This is a genomic window from Jeotgalibacillus haloalkalitolerans (genome assembly GCF_034427455.1).
Lineage (GTDB): Bacteria > Bacillota > Bacilli > Bacillales > Jeotgalibacillaceae > Jeotgalibacillus > Jeotgalibacillus haloalkalitolerans.
Map to the genome: position 1 here is coordinate 475,384 of NZ_JAXQNN010000002.1, position 16,875 is coordinate 492,258.

17 protein-coding genes are annotated in these 16,875 nt (G+C 41.2%); 3 read left to right on the forward strand and 14 right to left on the reverse strand.

All coding sequences use genetic code 11. The features are described 5' to 3' along the window. Positions 1-25: 25 nt before the first annotated feature. From UFB30_RS07305 to UFB30_RS07330, 6 genes are all read right to left on the reverse strand, one after another. Positions 26-778: a metallophosphoesterase gene (locus UFB30_RS07305; RefSeq protein WP_322421029.1), complete on the reverse strand. Its 753-nt coding sequence runs from the start codon at positions 776-778 to the stop codon at positions 26-28. A gap of 652 nt (positions 779-1,430) precedes the next feature. Beyond that, positions 1,431-2,063, reverse strand: a complete 633-nt coding sequence (locus UFB30_RS07310; protein ID WP_322421030.1) for a CBS domain-containing protein — start codon at positions 2,061-2,063, stop codon at positions 1,431-1,433. Between the two features lie 81 nt (positions 2,064-2,144). Beyond that, a complete protein-coding gene (locus UFB30_RS07315; protein ID WP_322421031.1) occupies positions 2,145-2,822 on the reverse strand; it encodes a LysM peptidoglycan-binding domain-containing protein in 678 nt (225 codons plus the stop codon). A gap of 1 nt (position 2,823) precedes the next feature. Beyond that, the gene (locus UFB30_RS07320; protein ID WP_322421032.1) at positions 2,824-3,390 is read right to left on the reverse strand and encodes a CPBP family intramembrane glutamic endopeptidase; all 567 of its coding nucleotides are present in this window, start codon (positions 3,388-3,390) and stop codon (positions 2,824-2,826) included. Beyond that, entirely contained in the window at positions 3,380-4,828 is a 1,449-nt protein-coding gene (locus UFB30_RS07325; protein ID WP_322421033.1) for a RecQ family ATP-dependent DNA helicase, read from the reverse strand. Before UFB30_RS07325 ends, UFB30_RS07320 begins: the two co-directional genes overlap by 11 nt. Beyond that, a complete protein-coding gene (locus tag UFB30_RS07330; protein WP_322421034.1) occupies positions 4,750-5,883 on the reverse strand; it encodes a YpbB family protein in 1,134 nt (377 codons plus the stop codon). Before UFB30_RS07330 ends, UFB30_RS07325 begins: the two co-directional genes overlap by 79 nt. 192 nt (positions 5,884-6,075) lie before the next feature. Between UFB30_RS07330 and UFB30_RS07335 the strand changes: the two genes are divergently transcribed. Beyond that, positions 6,076-6,324 (forward strand): ferredoxin, encoded by a 249-nt coding sequence (locus tag UFB30_RS07335; RefSeq protein ID WP_322421035.1) that lies wholly within the window; start codon positions 6,076-6,078, stop codon positions 6,322-6,324. An 89-nt stretch (positions 6,325-6,413) separates the two neighbouring features. Here UFB30_RS07335 and UFB30_RS07340 read toward each other — a convergent pair whose 3' ends face one another. From UFB30_RS07340 to UFB30_RS07375, 8 genes are all read right to left on the reverse strand, one after another. Next, positions 6,414-7,676: a hypothetical protein gene (locus tag UFB30_RS07340; protein WP_322421036.1), complete on the reverse strand. Its 1,263-nt coding sequence runs from the start codon at positions 7,674-7,676 to the stop codon at positions 6,414-6,416. Further along, complete coding sequence (locus UFB30_RS07345; protein ID WP_322421037.1) at positions 7,673-8,194, reverse strand: RNA polymerase sigma factor SigX; 522 nt, start codon at positions 8,192-8,194, stop codon at positions 7,673-7,675. The genes UFB30_RS07340 and UFB30_RS07345 overlap by 4 nt, the downstream gene beginning before the upstream one ends. A gap of 269 nt (positions 8,195-8,463) precedes the next feature. Next, positions 8,464-10,233 carry an ATP-binding protein gene (locus tag UFB30_RS07350; protein ID WP_322421038.1) on the reverse strand — a complete coding sequence of 590 codons (1,770 nt, stop codon included), beginning with the start codon at positions 10,231-10,233 and terminating at the stop codon, positions 8,464-8,466. Continuing rightward, the gene (locus UFB30_RS07355; protein WP_322421039.1) at positions 10,230-10,943 is read right to left on the reverse strand and encodes a response regulator transcription factor; all 714 of its coding nucleotides are present in this window, start codon (positions 10,941-10,943) and stop codon (positions 10,230-10,232) included. Before UFB30_RS07355 ends, UFB30_RS07350 begins: the two co-directional genes overlap by 4 nt. A 130-nt stretch (positions 10,944-11,073) precedes the next feature. After that, positions 11,074-12,261: a c-type cytochrome biogenesis protein CcsB gene (gene ccsB / locus UFB30_RS07360; RefSeq protein ID WP_322421040.1), complete on the reverse strand. Its 1,188-nt coding sequence runs from the start codon at positions 12,259-12,261 to the stop codon at positions 11,074-11,076. Further along, entirely contained in the window at positions 12,236-13,918 is a 1,683-nt protein-coding gene (locus UFB30_RS07365) for a cytochrome c biogenesis ResB family protein (protein ID WP_322421041.1), read from the reverse strand. The genes ccsB and UFB30_RS07365 overlap by 26 nt, the downstream gene beginning before the upstream one ends. Then, positions 13,915-14,469 carry a thiol-disulfide oxidoreductase ResA gene (gene resA, locus UFB30_RS07370; protein ID WP_322421042.1) on the reverse strand — a complete coding sequence of 185 codons (555 nt, stop codon included), beginning with the start codon at positions 14,467-14,469 and terminating at the stop codon, positions 13,915-13,917. Before resA ends, UFB30_RS07365 begins: the two co-directional genes overlap by 4 nt. A 103-nt stretch (positions 14,470-14,572) precedes the next feature. Beyond that, the gene (locus tag UFB30_RS07375; RefSeq protein ID WP_322421043.1) at positions 14,573-15,304 is read right to left on the reverse strand and encodes a pseudouridine synthase; all 732 of its coding nucleotides are present in this window, start codon (positions 15,302-15,304) and stop codon (positions 14,573-14,575) included. A 174-nt stretch (positions 15,305-15,478) separates the two neighbouring features. On the opposite strand from UFB30_RS07375, the gene UFB30_RS07380 reads away from it, so the two are divergent. Both UFB30_RS07380 and scpB read left to right on the forward strand, forming a co-directional pair. Next, a complete protein-coding gene (locus UFB30_RS07380) occupies positions 15,479-16,234 on the forward strand; it encodes a segregation/condensation protein A (RefSeq protein WP_322421044.1) in 756 nt (251 codons plus the stop codon). Beyond that, on the forward strand, positions 16,221-16,811 hold the full coding sequence (gene scpB, locus UFB30_RS07385) for an SMC-Scp complex subunit ScpB (RefSeq protein WP_322421045.1): 591 nt from the start codon (positions 16,221-16,223) through the stop codon (positions 16,809-16,811). Before UFB30_RS07380 ends, scpB begins: the two co-directional genes overlap by 14 nt. The last annotated feature ends 64 nt before the right edge of the window (positions 16,812-16,875 follow it).

Sequence of the window (16,875 nt, forward strand, 5' to 3'; positions counted from 1 at the left end):
TTTGTATAGGTTTTTTATAACAGTCTTAACAGATGTGGATCAGATGAACCTCAGATTTTGCACCTAGCCGCATAGGCAGAAGCGTTGTCCCGTATCCATTACTGATTAGCTGTGTGTAGTGATGATGCTTGATGACCCTTCCTTTTTCATAGGGCCCGAAACCAAAAATTCTGATTTGTCCTCCATGAGTGTGGCCGCATAATATCAGCTTTGTCTGATTCTGATAAGGCGTATGCATTAATTTACCGGTTACTCTCGGATCGTGACTTAAAAGGATTACCTCTTCATGTTCAATGCCGCTGAAGGTTTTATCAAGATCATCTTTGAGATAATTAATATCTCCAATTCCTGCTAAAACAATGTGATTATGATTTTCTAATACGGCTGAGTCATTTTCCAGAATCCTGATGCCTTCGTTTTTCAGAATAGAGATTAGTTGTTCTTTATCAATTTCTTCGTCGTTATTACCGAATACAAAGTATGCTTCTCCTGCGTTGGAAAGAAGTGCTGCATTTCGCTTTACCCTCTCAAATGGCACCCCTTTTTCAGTAATATCCCCGCCGATCAGCACCAGATCAACTTCCGGTAATGAGGAAAACCAGCCAGCATTTATTTTCCTGCGGTGGATATCAGATATGAATAAAATTTTTAATGGGTTATACATGGGCGTCTCTCTTAATTTTATTTCATGTGTGACCAGGTTGTTCTCAAATGCCCTTTTGATCATATACAAAACCATCGAGATACAGAAAACAATTCCTGCATATAAATACTTCATTTTTTCCTCCTGTATTGCGGAACTTATCGCATTTCACAAAAACCATTATATATGAATCACTTATGGGTTCCGAGCTTCCACTCATTTTCGGGGTGAATGAACCCGATCACGCTTTTACAGCATTCAACGCTGTGAACACTGCATTCAACCCGGGCGTATCGCTGCGCCGTTCTGCTTACCAGCTACCCCGATTGAATACAAACTGCATTCAAGTTCCCCACACCCTTAATGCCCTTAGGTCACAGGCTTTTAGTTTCTTAAATGCATCAAGCGGGGCTGGTGCAGCATTCATTTTCGGGGTGAATGCACCCGATCACGCTTTCACAGCATTCAACACCGTGAACACTGCACTCAACCCGGGCGTATCGCTACGCCGATTCACTCTCCACCTTCCCCGACCGAAACCTCACTGCCTTCAACCTCCACTCACCCTTCATCCCCTCAGGTAGCATGCTTTTAATTTTCTCAAAGGCTTCAAGCGGTGATGGTCTTCACTCATTTCCGGAGAGACTGCACCCGAGTTCCCACGCCATTCCCGTAAAACTTAACGCTTCTTTTTATTTTTTTCAAATTCACTTATTGGCTGTGATTATATTGATCTTAAACTAAAAAATAAAATCATTTCCCCTTAGACAGGAGAAATGATTTTATGTCAATCTTCTTTAATATCAAGAATTCTGAATCCGGATTTCTCTAGTTTCTTCAAGAACTTATCCAGGTTGTCTTTCTTTTCTATCTTAAGAACGATTCTTCTGACCAGTTTATCCGTTTCGTCGAATGTCACAAGTGAGATAACAGATTCGTGGAACTGCTGAATGATCTCAGCGAGTCTTGAAATTCTTCCTTCTGTTTCAACTGATGTAAACGCAATGCGAACACCTTCTTTATGCATACCGAATGCGCTTTTGAACTGGTTAAACACGTCATACCTTGTGACGATCCCCTTAAACCGTCTCTCTGCATCAACGACTGACATCAGAGGAAAATCATTCAGCTGGTATAACGTCGTTTCAAAGATTTCATCACCCTGTAAAAAGTTATCCTGATGAGTGAGGATATCTCCTGCTTTTTTAGATGCGTAAAACGCTTCTTTAGACAGTCCGGATTTAAAGAAATCCTGATAAATATGATACCTTGTTGTTACGCCTTCATATGTATCACCATTTAGAACTGGCAGCGCATCCACTTCTTTTTCCTCCAGCAGGTTGATTACTTGCTCAATCGACTCATCTGATTGAACTGTATAGCATTTTGCCGCTGGTACCATTGCACTTTTTACGAACATTTCATTCACCCCAATTGATTAATAACAGCAAGGCTGTTTGTTTAATCATTCTATAAAGAACAACTAAAACCCTTTATCCATTTATGGAAGCTGTAAAACCTGACCGACATAAATCTCATTGTCCCCGAGGTTATTTAACTGCCTAAGCTGCTCTACGCCGTCAGGTCCAAGGCCATAGTTGACTGAGATTCTGTATAACGTCTCACTTGCCTGAACAGTATGTGTTGAGCCGGATGACTGCTCTGTTTCTATTTCTTCCTGAACTTCCTCTTCTTCTACGGGCTGTTCAACTGGTTCCTCTACCGGTTGTTCCTCAGGAGTATCAGCCGGTTCTGCCGGTTCCTCCTGAACTTCTTCAGCAGGCTCCTCAGCAGCACTTACTTCTTCTTCAGCTTCTTCATCATTTGAGACACCTGCAAGTACAGGCTCCGCCTTATCGCTCAGCGCTGTTTCTCTATTTTTTTCAATCTGAAATTCATTCGAGTTTTCAAGTGTGGCATTTGTAAGTCCGGAATCATTGTTCGAGAAGAAAAAGATAGATACCAACACCACTGTTAAAGGCAGCAACACAAATGATGCCAGTAAAAGTCCGATTAATGGAAATGGTTTTTTGCTGGATTTCTTTTCCTCTCTTTTCTTTCCATGCAGTTCCAGTCTCGATGTTGCTTCTTCCTGATTCGCTTGACTGTCTGCTGTTTTAGCAGCCAATAATTCTTTCCGGTCTTTTTCAGCCCGGTCTCTGTAAGGATCTCTTTTCATATTAAACCCCTTCTTTATTGGAATAATGAATATAAATACCTAATATATAGTCTATTATAAAGTGAATTATGAAAACTGACCATAGACTTTCGGTATATTCATACACATATCCCAAAAGAAAACTTAAAATAGTAACATTTATCAGCAAATAAATGTTTTTCAAGTATCTGACATGTACTGCGATAAAAATCAGACTGGCGGGAATGAAACCGATCTGTGTTTGTATAACACCCCGGAATAAAAGTTCTTCACTGAACGCAATCAGCAGGGTGATCAAAAGAATCTGCTGTGGCTTTAAACACTGAAAAAGCTGCTGATTGATACCGCCATCATCAAAAGCTTTTTCCGGCAGCAGCTTCATCAGGATCAGATCAGCTGCCACACACGCTAACCCTGCAGCCAGGCCAATGATGACGACCGTAAAGTTAATCGAAAACAGCGAAAAGAACTGCTCAGGACTATCAAACAGAAGTATCGCAAGCACTGCTGCGACTGATAAAATCAGCAGCTGTGTATAAATGACAGCACGTTTTAAAACATGGCAGGGATAAATCACGTTACTGGACATCAGTACCCCCGTTTAACAGCAGACTTAACTTTTCTTTCCAGTGGTACTGTATAAATTCTTTCGTTTCATTTTGATGCCGGATATTTTCCAGCCCGCATCTATCACAACACTGATTTTGTTCGTACATCAGTTTTTCATCGAAAAAGCTGAGTAATTTTTCCCGTCTGCAGCCCTCGGTTTCAATAAAGCTTTTCATATCCAGTACTTTTCTGCGCTTACTGACTACTCTTTCCTCGAGAATGCGCTCAACTTCCTCTGCCCACCCCGCACTTCTTATATGTTCTGCATAATAGCCCAGCACTCTTAATTGAGTATCAGACAGCATCAGGTCCTGTTGAATCAAATCAAGAGATTTACCTGTTCTGAATGATGAATAAAATCCTTCAATCTGGGAGAGATCCGGTTTTTCGAGTTCAGAAAGCTGCAGCGGTATGGCAACATCATTTTCACTGTACAGCAGGATTGAATGTGCCTGATCACCGTCCCTTCCAGCCCTTCCGATTTCCTGTAGAAAGTTCTCGATTGAAGAAGGCATATGAAAGTGAATGACCGTCCTGATATTTTCTTTATTAATCCCCATGCCAAAAGCATTTGTTGCAAAGATCCAGTCCAGTTGACCTGTGATAAATTGCTGTTGGATCAGTATCCTCTGGTCTGTTTCTACATCTCCGTGATAAACTGCGGATCGGATTCCTATCTCCCCGGCTTTCGCCTGAAGCTCTTCAGCTTTCTTTTTACTGGAAAAAAACACAATCCCCGGTGCCTTTTGAGAAGAGATTTCCTGCAGCAGTCTGCTTTCCTTTTCATCCATACTTGAAAGTTTAATAACTTCAAGTGCAATATTGGGACGGTTGACTGAAAATACCCATTCTTTCCATTCATTTAACCCCAGTTTATCAGCAATATCTCGTCTGATTTCTTCAGTAGCAGTGGCCGTCAGTGCAAGGGTGCATGGATTTCCCAGTGCCTGTCTGAATGCATCGAGTTTTAAATAATCCGGTCTAAAGTCAGGTCCCCACTGGGATATGCAGTGTGCTTCATCCACAACGAGCAGTCCGACGCCAATTTCCTTCAGTTTCTTAAGCACTTCATGTGAAGTCAGCATCTCAGGTGATAAAAAGATAAACCTGAAAGCTTCAAGGCTTTGAATTAAGTATTTCTTTTCGCTGAACGACAAAAATGAATTGATGGCTGCTGCTCTTTTCTCTCCTCTCAGCTTGATCTGGTCCACCTGGTCCTGCATCAGCGACAGCAAAGGAGATATGATTAACACCCTTTCATTGTTTACATAAGAAGGATATTGATAACAAAGGCTTTTTCCGGTTCCGGTTGGCAGCATAGCAATGGTGTCCTGTTTATTCAGGACGGTCTGAATGATTTCTTTCTGTCCTGTACGGAATGAGGTATATCCAAATTGTTTTTCAAGTAACGCTTCCACACCTGTTCCCCCCTTTCCGCTTTAGCAAGTACCAGTCTGATTTGAAAGTAGTCGGCTTCCGGCAGCTGATCTTTAATGTATTTTAAACGGTTACTTTTTCCGTGCAGCTCTTTTATTTTATTGATCAGTGTCTCCGTCACATATGAATCAATAGAAAAATGCTTGTCTAACAAGGCAATTTCAAGTATATGATCTTCAATTGTGCTTCTCTTCAAATGTCTGATTGTAGCAATTTGATCGATCGGGACATTTTTAAGAACATATTTATAGGTTTCTTCTGTTGATTTGGTAAACGGAATTGTTTCAGGTTTGTTCAAATTCATACATTCAGATAACACCGGAAACCGGCTGTGATCATTTTCCACAACACTGAACAAAAAATGCAGAGCATTGATAAACCTTGTATAAATCTCATCAGCCCCGCAATTGAATTGATCTGCAAGCTGTCTGTTCGTATAGCCAACCTGCCTGTATCCTGACAACTGCTGAACAATGATCTCCGGAGAATCCGGAAAATCATTCATTTCAAGAAGGTCTGTTAATTCGCGGTACAGTTCACCGGTAAAGTCTTTTAACCGGTGTCTGTTATGATTAATCGTATGTTTGACCCATTGCTGAATATGTAAATCACGATTCACCGGAATAAACTGAACATGATGGTGGATCAGGTTTGAAGCCGTCTGAATCAGTAAGGTTAACCGTCTCCAGAATATGAGTGTAATGTCGTGATATTTCCATCCATTTAGATAAAGTGGGTAGGGGTGTTCCGAGAAAAATTCCGTAAGCTCATTTCTTCCTTTACTTGTCAGTCTGTATTTTAAATCCTCGTGCTCTGCTACCAGGCCTTCGCTTGAATAACAGGCAATTCTCTGATCATAATATGACCTTTTCATTGATCGGTAAAGTTGAAATAAGGGGGAGATCCCATATAGCTGGGCATCCTGTATGGTCTGGGAAGTTTTTTTCCCTTTCAGGAGATGATAGATTGAGGATTGTGTTCTTTCGCCGTTTACAATATCAAGCCCTGTAAGTACGATTGCATCCAGATAATTCATGCAAATTCTCCTTCATACTAGTGGTAAATCCATATTAACACTCAGCCGTCACCATTCAACAGTTTTCTTTCTTTTAAGATGGGTAATATGAAATTAAGTACCCTTCAGTATTGAAAATCAATACACGTACGAGTAAAATAAGGAATGGACATTTTCACAGTACTTAAATGCTTGAACAAGGAGGTAATCCAATTGGCTAAATATACGATCGTAGATAAAGATACATGTATTGCATGTGGTGCATGCGGCGCTGCAGCTCCTGACATTTATGATTACGATGATGAGGGCATCGCTTTTGTTGTTCTTGATGACAATGAAGGAACAGTAGAGGTGCCGGAAGTGCTTTATGATGATATGCTTGACGCTTTTGAAGGCTGCCCGACTGATTCAATCAAAGTGTCAGATGAGCCGTTTGATGGCGATGCATTAAAATACGAGTAACGACTCCCGGAGAAAAAGTTCATCTGGATAGAGAGCTGTTTTCTGGCGTAACAAATGTAAGAGCCCGGGATATTCCCCGGGCTCTTTTTTTATTGCAGATATGCGATATTACCGCCAATCGGTACACTTACAGGCTCATTGAAGTTATATCCTTCAAGAAAACCATCTTCAAGACCCTCAAACCGGACTGCATTGATTGAAAAAGATTCGGCAGTCAGCAGAATAGATTCTATCAGCTGTTTTCTTTCCTCCCGGGTTAATTCACTGAGCTCGCCTTCAAATGAAATGGTCATTTCCGTGTCAGACAGTTCGTAATTGACGTCTACATTTTCAGGTACAGGTGATTCGTACTGATCATTTGGAACCTGTTCTTCAATTGCAGTCAGTGCTTCCCCAACTGAATTGTACTGATCATAGCTTTTGGCGTAATAGTAGCTGCCATCCTCATTTTCATATAAGTAAAAACCTTTATTATCTTTATTTAGCGGGAAGGATTCCACCTGTCCGAACTCTCCCACTTCAGCCGTTTCATTATTTTCATTAATGATTCTGAACTGACTGTAATCTGAACCAAATGTTTCAGTCAGCACATCAATCAGAATCGTTGGTGAAGCGCCATCCGTTTTTTCCTCCAGACTGTTAATCATACCTGTAAGCATATTATCTTCTTCGACCATACTTTGACTGACGGGATGATAGTCCACAAAACCAAAAGAGGCTTCATCAATTTTGTCTGCCCACTGCTCATACAGAGCTAATGCGGACTGATTTTCATCGCTGCCCGGTACAACAATTGTAAACGGGATCACATAAGCATCATTTGTTACCAGTCCCGCTTCAAAATACTGATTTCCACCAAGGTCCTCTCTAAAGAGAATACCTTCACCATCGTCGATTGTGACAGTCTGTAACTCCGCCTCCTCTTCATTTGCAGGTTCCTGTTCTTCTTCTGCGGCAGCTTCACTGGTCTCTGCAGTTTCTTCACTTTCCCGTTCAGCGGGTTCAAATACTTCCGTGTTCTGACTCTCAGTGGATTCCTCAGCTGACTCTTCTACTGGTAAATCTTCTACTGATGAATCTTCAGTGGATTCCTCTGTAAATGGAAGTGCTGTGTCAGAGGCTGACTGCTCTTCGGAAGGAGTATCCTGATTAAACAGTCCAGGCCCAAGTATGATCATTAAAGCAGCAGCTGCTGTCCCTGCTGCTGCAGGCATCCATGGAAAAGGTTTAACTTTTCTTTGTCTTAATTTCACATGCTGATAAATATCTTCGGGCTGAAGCCGGTTTTTAATCACAGGCATATTTTTTAATTGCTTTTCTATTTCCTGATCCGTCCATTTTTGCTTCGTCATTTTACTCCCTCCTCTTCCTCTGACATGAGTTCTTTCAGCTTTTTAATCGCTCTGTGCTGAGTCGTTTTCACTTTACCTTCAGACCACCCGAGCACTTCAGCGGTTTCGCTGATATTTAAATCCTGAATGTATCTTGTAATGATGACCATTTTCTGATCAGTGGTGCAGTAGTCCAGACAGGCATAAAGCTTCTTCACCTGTTCATTTTGTTCTGCTAATTCTTCGGGCAGGCGTTCGCTTCCGGCAATTTCACGCTCACCCCAGTCAAAATGATCCATCACACGCTTCCGGATTGTTTTTTGCTTTCTGAAATAGTCAATCGTAACATTTTTCGCAATAGAGAATAACCAGGTTTTTTCTGAGCTTTTACCTTCAAAGCGGTGATAGGAATTCATGACTTTAATAAACACTTCCTGAAGCAGATCCTCAGCAGTATCTCTATTTTTAACCATATATATTAAAAACTGAAAAACATCCTGTTGATATTCTATATACAGCCTTTTAAAAACGGAGTCCATGAACCGTCTCCTCCCCGTTCATACCATTAGTCGTATTTCGATTAAAAAAGTTTCTTTTTCAGCACATTTATTAAACTTCAAACTTTAACGCCGGTATAAGTGCTGTTTTTCACATTCTCATTTTACATGACCTGACATTTCTAATAAACAAAGATTCAAATAATAACATAAAAAAACAGACGGAGTCATGCTATTTATGAACCAAAGTAATCAACTTGCCTACTTTACTGTTCATGAAAAGGCATGTCTTCACGTCTGTGGCTGCGGATCTAAGAGTGGAAAGGCAGGAAGAATGAGAAAACGGTTCCCTTGTCGACTTTACTTTCCGCTTTAATTTTACCTTTATGTGCTTCAATCAGATTTTTAACGATGGCAAGCCCAAGCCCTGTTCCTGCTCTTCCGCGGGTTCTCGCTTTATCCGCTTTGTAAAAGCGCTCAAATATAAATGGCAGATCTTCTTCAGGGATGCCGACCCCGTTATCAATCACGTCAAATCGGATAAACTGATTTTCACGTCTGGTTTTTATGATGATTTTACCATCAGCCTTTGTATGTCTGATCGCATTATCCAGAAGGTTCGTCAGCACCTGTTCTATTCTGTCAGGATCTATCAGAATGACTGTTGACTCATTTAGTTCTGTCTCATAGGACAGCATGATATCGTGATCATTGAGTCCAAGTTTAAACTTGGATAAGACTCTTGAGGAGAATTCATTCACCTTTACCTCTTCCTTGTTTAACACGATATGACCTGCTTCCATTCTTGCCAGATCAAGCAATTCATTGACAAGTCTGCCCATTCTCAGAGATTCATCATAGATGACTTTCGCAATGTCTTTTCTTTCCTCATCACTTTGGGGGATATCATCAATAATGGCTTCACTGTAACCCTGCAGCATTGATATCGGCGTACGGAGTTCATGTGACACATTCGCTATAAAGTCTTTTCTAAGCGTTTCAAGCTTTCTTTCCTCTGTCATATCCCTGAGAACTGCAACGGCTCCCCTGACTGTCTGGCCGCTATACAGAGGGCTTATAATCGCAGCATAAGAACGCCCGTTTACTTCAAGCTCCCCAACCTGTTCTTCATTTGTTTGCATGACTTCTTTAATCAGCTGCTCAATGGTTGGCGGCAGGGCCAGCTTTGTGTAGCCATCCTGCTCATCATACCAGTTTTGTAAGAACCGTTCTGCCGGCGGATTTGATACCAGTACGGTCAAATCCTTATTAAATGTAATTACACCATCTGCCATTGAACTGAGCACACTGGAGAGCTGTTCTTTCTCCTGACTGAGAGCATCAAGGTGATGTTTCAGCTGTCTGCCCATCTGATTAAATGCAGTAGCCAACTCTCCAATTTCATCATTAGATAGAATCGGAACCTTTGTATCAAATTTTCCTCTTGCAACTTCAAAAGCACCTTCACGCATTTTTCTGAGCGGTGCTGTGATCCTCGTTGAAAGGAAAAATGCAAAAATGGTTGTCAGGATGATCGCAATAGCAGCTGCGAGAATGATCAGACGGGTGGTCTGCTCAGTGGTCTGCTGGATCGCTTCAAGGGACTGATACACATAAACCGCTCCTGCAGCTTCTCCATTTGCATTCAACACAGGGGCACCAACAATCATTATATTGTTGTAGCGGTTATCAAAATCCTCACCTGATGGAAACTCATCCTGAACCACCGTTCCATCGGCATAGACCCTGTCCATTAATTGACTGTTATTGATCGCCCGCAGTGTATCACGATAGGATAATTCATCTGAGTAAAAAACAATATCATCATTCATTTCAACAACTGAATGTACCGGATCATCCAGCACCTCAGCAACAATCTGAATGCTCATATCCAGGTCATCATGGTCTTCTAAAATACTTGCTGATTTTTGAGCCTCATACCTTAAAGTCTCTTCTACTTCCTCCACATGATAATTTTGGAAAAATTCCAGCAGTAAGATTGTCAGGATAAATAAAACAAAGCAGACAAGCAGCAGAATTGTCATCCACAGCTTGCCTACTACGCTTCTCCAGATTCTCATTCGTCAACCTCAAACTTATATCCTACTCCCCAGACTGTCACAATCATTTTTCCGGCTTTCTCAGACACTCTGTTCAGCTTTTCGCGCAGTCTTTTCACATGCGTATCTACTGTTCTCAGATCACCGAAAAACTCATAATGCCATACTTCTTTTAACAGTTGTTCTCTGTCATATACTTTATCAGGACTCTTTGCTAAAAATAACAGGAGTTCATATTCTTTTGGCGTCAATGTGACTTCATGACCGTCTGCAGTGACGCGGTGTGCATCATTGTCAATGACCAGATGATTATAGGCGATCATATCTTTTGCTTTCGTGTCAGTATTAACAAAACTGCTTGTCGCAGTTCTTCTTAAAAGTGCCTTCACACGGAGTACGACTTCACGCGGGCTGAATGGCTTAACAATATAATCGTCTGTGCCAACTTCAAATCCCTGTACGCGGTTTGCTTCTTCGCCTTTAGCAGTCAGCATGATGACCGGCGTTGTTTTCGTTTCCCGCAGTTCTTTACACACTTCGATTCCATCTTTTCCAGGCATCATTAAATCAAGCAGGATACAGTCAAAATCTTCTTCAAGGGCTTTTTTAAGTGCTTTCTCACCGTCTTCAGCTTCTTCTATCGTGTAACCTTCACGCTCAAGATACATTTTTAACAGCCTGCGGATTCTTTCTTCATCATCAACTACAAGAATATGACCAAGTTCATTCATTGAAGATCCCCCTCATCGGATATGTATTTAAAAGAAGAGCCTGGGACAAAAGTGTCTCGGCTCTTAAAATCGTTTCGCTGCGCTTCACTTGAATTTCATTTAGAAAATTAGCTACTTTTTTTCTTGATGTTTAAGCGTAAGAGTGTAAACCTGCAATAATTAAGTTGACTGCTACCAGGTTAAACATAATAATAGCAAATCCAATTACTGCAAGCCAGGCTGAACGGTTTCCTTCCCAACCTCGTGATAGTCTCAGGTGAAGGAATGCTGCATAAAACAGCCAGGTAATAAGGGCCCATACTTCTTTTGGGTCCCATCCCCAGAAGCGTGTCCAGGCAATCTGTGCCCAGATCATCGCAAAGACCAATCCTCCGAGTGTGAATACCGGAAATCCGATTAACACTGAACGGTAGCCGATTTCATCAAGCATGTCAAGATTAGCTTTTCTGACAAGCGGCTGAAATAATGCCGCAACTTTCTTTCGTGTGATTAACCTGATCAATAAGTATAAAATTGCACCTACTCCAACTGACCAGATTACTGTATTCAGTCTTGGCGCATTAACAAGTGCGTGCATCTCAAGCCCTGTTGAGAAAGCTCCTTCTGTCAGTAATTCACCTTCGTTTGGTGTGACAAGGGCAGGCATTGCATATTGTACAACGGTTTCTTCCTCATCTGCGTTAACAAATGTAAATTCTGATTCATATCCCGCAATTGAGAAAGTCGTTGCACTGATGACAAATCCTACAACAAGAATGATACTGAACATGATTGCTTCAAGCCAGAATGCCTGCTTACCGCCTTTTGAAAGGTCAATATCTTTTAAAAGGAAAATCAGTCCTGCAACAAAGCTGATCGCAAGAATAGCTTCTCCTGCGGCTACTGTTGAGACGTGAATCGCAAGCCAGTCACTCTGTAAAGCCGGAATCAGCGGTGAGATATCTCTTGGGAACATACTTGAGTACGCAATGATCAGCAGTGCGATCGGTAATGCAAATACACCAAGCACATGCAACTTATAGATAAAATAAATAATGATAAATGATGCAACCAGCATCATTGAGAAAAACGTGATGAATTCAAACAGATTACTTACAGGCGCATGACCTGAAGCAATCCATCGTGTTATAAAATACCCAAGCTGTGCTGCAAAACCGATCAGTGTAATTGTGATACCGATTGTAGCCCATCTGTTTTTACCGGTTTGGTTCGTATGTTTTTTAGATTTAATAGATCCTGCAAAAAACACTGTTGCTACTAGATACAGTAGAAACGCTGTATAAAGCAGGGTACTACTTATGCTGGCGAGTTGTGTCACTTTCTTTTTCCTCCTTCGCATTGCTGTCGGATTCTTTCAGCTCATGATGGTCCTCAGGCTGATCGAGTCCTGCATGTTCAAATGCCGGAGCAATGTCTTTTTTCAATCCGTACCAGTTTTTATTTGTATGCCCTGCTGCATGTAATGTCCCGTCAGATGCCTGTTTGATCCAGATTCTTCTGTGGTTCCAATATGATCCCACAACGACGCCAAACATAAAAATAGCGCCTCCAAGGGCCAGTATCCACAATGTTAAATCTTTTCTTACAGTTAAACCGGACAGGTCTCTCGTTTCGATCCCGTTAAAGCTGATCTTATAATCATTTTCACCCAGCGGCTCCAGGTTTTCCTGAATTGCTACGAAAGCGACCTCTCCATCCGGATGTTCAGGTGAGATCATTTCAAATAAAAATGCAGGGTTGTTTGGAAGTGGAGATGCAGATTGTGGCTCACCATTATCAAACCCGCTGAAATCAGGATAATAACCTGTTAATTCTACAGAGTATCCCTCATCAAGTTCATACACACCTGAAGTTTCAGGAGAAAACAGATCCACTGTAAACTCACCCATTGACTCGCCAGTTTCTTTGTTATCCATTCTGAAAGTCATTTTATAAAGTTCATTTTCAATATAATCGGTTTGATAAAGTGCAAACTGATCAAATTTCATTGGAACATTTACCTGGATCGCATGATGATCCACTTCTGTCAGTTCATCCTGTGAACCGGCGACTGCATTTTCATCTCTTTTATAAAGGATTGCATCTGTCTGGAAGTTCTTCGCAATGGCACCGGTACGCTGGATCGTCTGATCAAATACTTCCGAATCGCCTTCCTGATATGTTTCTAGTGTAAAACCTTCATTTTTCAGGAAGTATTCCTGACCGGTACCAGGGATTGATCTTGTTTCTCCTTCACGGATCCACAAAATTTCATCCACATACATACCCGGAACGAACCTCAGCATCGCACCAATCAGGAAAATAATCAGCCCGGTATGATTGATATAAGGGCCCCATCTTGAAAACTGATTTTTCTCTGCCAGAAGATGTCCGTTTTCCTGTCTTACTTTATAGCGTCTTTTTTTCAGGCCTTCATTCAGGCGGTCAAGAACGTCGGAAGAAGCCTTCCCTTCATATGAAGAGTAAATACGCTGTCTTTTCAGAAAAGAATCATGCCGCTCTACTCTTTGTTTCTTAAGTGCTTTGTAAAGTGGTATACCCCGGTCCAGACTCGCAATAATAATTGAGGTACCAATTGCGGCTACAAGCAGCATAAACCACCACGAACCGTAAAGATCATGGAAGCCAAGTACATAATAGATTTTCCCCGGCAGTCCGTAACGGCTCTCGTAATACTCAACTGCAGGTACATTTTGAGGAATAAAAAACTCCTGCGGGAAAATGGTCCCGATTGCTGAGGCAATCAGTGTGATGACAATAAGTGACACACCCACTTTAACTGACGAAAAGAAATTCCATATCTTATCAATGATTGATGTATGGTATGTCTGGGATCTTCTTGCCATCCCCTCATAACGCATGACATCATGCGTTTTACGTTTTGCAGCTTTTTCAGTCAGCGTTCTTCCACAGGCCTGACATAATTCTGAGCCTTCAGGATTCTCGTGACCGCATTGACATATTATTTTACTCATTCAGAAGACTCCTGACTATCAGGTTTAATCATTTCCATGTAGGATTTCACGTCTTCTTCCGTCATTTCACCTTTAATTACTTTAATAATTTCACCCTCAGGATTCACTAACAATGTCGTCGGAAGCGGTCCTATTGAGTAAGCATCCATTACATCTCTGTTTACATCTCTGACTACCGGAAATGTCAGACCGTATTCATCAGCAAAGTTTGCAACCTTAAACTCTGACTCTCCTACATTAACCGCAAGAACCTCGATTCCCTGGTCTTGATAAACCTCGTATTGATTTTGCATGTACGGGAACTCTTTCTCACATGGCTTACACCAGGTTCCCCAGAAATTTAAAAATACACCCTGACCTTTATAATCAGATAGCTGATGTGTTTCCCCATTCAAATCCTCAAGCTTGAAATCAGGTGCCTGATCACCAGCTCCCACTAGCAGTCTTTCATCTCCTGCCACACTGGAGTAGATTGTGTATGATATTGCTGCCAGCAGCACTGCAAGAATAGAGACACGCATGATCAGCCTCTGCTTTTTTTTCTTACTCACATTTGCTACCCCCTTTAATGCAAAAATCCTATCGTTTCATTGTCATTATAGCATTCACAGGAATAGGACTAGCGTAAAGTATTTGAATGAACTGTGAAACTTATCAGTTGTTCTGACCACTTTCAGCAAGCGCTCTCAGCTGCTTTACTTCATGTGGTGTCAGCTCTCTCGCTTCCCCTGCATTTAAACCTGTTAAATGGAGAAAACCGTATCTTTCTCTTTTCAGTTTCTGCACTGGGTGTCCAACTGATTCAAGCATTCTTCTTACCTGCCGGTTACGGCCTTCATGAATCGTCATCTCGATAATCGTTTTATCCTTCTGCTTATCAGCTGAAATCACTTTTGCCCTTGCAGGAGCAGTCATACCGTCTTCAAGTTTAATTCCTTTTTCAAGTTTTTTGATGGTTTCCCGCTTTACAAGTCCCTTTACTCTTGCAATATAGGTTTTTGGCACTTCATATTTCGGGTGAGTCAGCAAATTCGCGAATTCACCATCATTTGTTAATAAAAGTAATCCTGATGTATCATAATCCAGTCTGCCTACAGGATAGATTCTTTCCTCAACGTGCTGAAAGAAATCAGTTACTACTTTACGGTCTTTGTCATCGCTTACTGCTGAAATAACGCCTGAAGGCTTATAAAATAAGTAGTAGACTTTGTTTTCGCGTTCGATCTTTATGCCCTCAACTTCAATTTTATCGGATGATGTCACTTTCGTACCAAGCTCAGTTACAGTTTTACCATTCACTTTCACTTTTCCCTGTACAATTAATTCTTCAGCTTTTCTGCGTGACGCCACACCTGCATGCGCAATCACTTTTTGTAATCTTTCCATTTCTTACACCTCTTCATTTGATCTGCTTCTTACAGCATTATGTCACATATATGATCAAAAGCAAATCAGGACATAACAAAACAGGGAATAACGGTTGGAAGTCGCGTTTTCTTCAGATATAATTAGCAATATTGAGGAATCTCAGCAACATTGCTGTAAGAAAATGGTGAGAACATGGAATATACAGTGAAACTTGATGCCTTTGAAGGTCCGCTTGATCTTCTTCTGCATTTAATACAAGGTCTTGAAATCGATATTTATGATATTCCGATGGCGGAAATATCTGAGCAGTACACGTTGTATATCAAGGCAATGAGTGTACTTGAATTAAATACAGCAAGTGAATATCTGGTGATGGCTGCAACCCTAATGTCCATTAAAAGTCGGATGCTTTTGCCGAAACAGGAAGAGCACTGGGAAGAGGATCAGGATTTTGAAGAAGATCCGCGTGAAGAGCTCGTGGAAAAACTGATTGAGTATCGAAAATATAAAAAGGCAGCTACCGATTTAAAGGAAAAAGAAACTGAAAGAAGCATGTATTTCACAAAGCCGCCTGAAGATCTCACTAGTTATTCACAGCCTGTCGATTCAGGTGAAAAAACTCAGATTGACCTCCATGATTTAATTGGAGCTTTTAATAAACTAATGAGGCGGAAAAAGATTAAACAACCGATGTCAACAAGAATCACAAGGCAGGAAATTTCCATTGAAAAGAGAATGTCAGAAATTCTCGAGACAATCCGCTCACACAGATCACCAAAACCATTTTCCGCACTTTTTCCGGTAGCAGAGAAGCCGCACATGGTTGTATCTTTTTTAGCGGTGCTGGAATTAGTTAAAAGGCAGGAAATTCATATTAAACAGGATCATAATTTTTCAGAAATCATGGTTGAAAGTATTGAAGGAGTGTCATTAGTTGGCCAAGTCTAATCATAAAGCAATTACAGAAGCACTTTTATTTACAGCAGGAGATGCCGGTTTATCTAATGAACAGATTGCAAAAGCACTTGATATCTCAGCTCAGGATGTCGAAGAATTGATGGCAAACATGAAACAGACCTATCAGAATGATTCATCAAGAGGAATTGAAGTTGCCGTATTTGCAGAAAAATATCAATTTGTCACAAAGAAGGCTTTGTCTGACTATATTAAGCTTTTAGCCGATTCTCCCTCCCCCTCCACTCTTACCCAGGCAGGATTGGAAACACTTGCGATCATAGCTTACAAACAGCCGGTCACAAGAGTGCAGATGGAAGAAGTCAGGGGTGTTAAAACAGACGGCCCTGTCCATACACTGCTTGCCAGAGGGTTAATTAAAGAAGTGGGAAGAAACGAGGGTGCAGGCAGAGCCATATTATATGGTACCACTGAAGAATTCCTGGACTATCTCGGGTTAAAAGATCTGTCAGAGCTCCCGCCGCTTCCTGAAGATATTGAAGAAGATGAAAAAGAGGATAGTGATTTATTTTTCGAATCATTAAAGAATGGTTTGTCAGGTAATGAATGACACGTGCCCATGCACGTGTTTTTTTATATTGGTCTATCACTCCCCTGATTTTCATAAAGATACA

Coding starts and splice junctions, on each gene's coding strand:
- UFB30_RS07365 (WP_322421041.1), bottom strand. CDS start 13,918: ATGAGTAAAATAATATGTCAATGCGGTCACGAGAATCCTGAAGGCTCA.
- UFB30_RS07345 (WP_322421037.1), bottom strand. CDS start 8,194: ATGGACTCCGTTTTTAAAAGGCTGTATATAGAATATCAACAGGATGTT.
- UFB30_RS07375 (WP_322421043.1), bottom strand. CDS start 15,304: ATGGAAAGATTACAAAAAGTGATTGCGCATGCAGGTGTGGCGTCACGC.
- UFB30_RS07350 (WP_322421038.1), bottom strand. CDS start 10,233: ATGAGAATCTGGAGAAGCGTAGTAGGCAAGCTGTGGATGACAATTCTG.
- UFB30_RS07340 (WP_322421036.1), bottom strand. CDS start 7,676: ATGACGAAGCAAAAATGGACGGATCAGGAAATAGAAAAGCAATTAAAA.
- UFB30_RS07380 (WP_322421044.1), top strand. CDS start 15,479: ATGGAATATACAGTGAAACTTGATGCCTTTGAAGGTCCGCTTGATCTT.
- UFB30_RS07305 (WP_322421029.1), bottom strand. CDS start 778: ATGAAGTATTTATATGCAGGAATTGTTTTCTGTATCTCGATGGTTTTG.
- UFB30_RS07330 (WP_322421034.1), bottom strand. CDS start 5,883: ATGAATTATCTGGATGCAATCGTACTTACAGGGCTTGATATTGTAAAC.
- UFB30_RS07320 (WP_322421032.1), bottom strand. CDS start 3,390: ATGTCCAGTAACGTGATTTATCCCTGCCATGTTTTAAAACGTGCTGTC.
- UFB30_RS07315 (WP_322421031.1), bottom strand. CDS start 2,822: ATGAAAAGAGATCCTTACAGAGACCGGGCTGAAAAAGACCGGAAAGAA.
- UFB30_RS07355 (WP_322421039.1), bottom strand. CDS start 10,943: ATGAATGAACTTGGTCATATTCTTGTAGTTGATGATGAAGAAAGAATC.
- UFB30_RS07310 (WP_322421030.1), bottom strand. CDS start 2,063: ATGTTCGTAAAAAGTGCAATGGTACCAGCGGCAAAATGCTATACAGTT.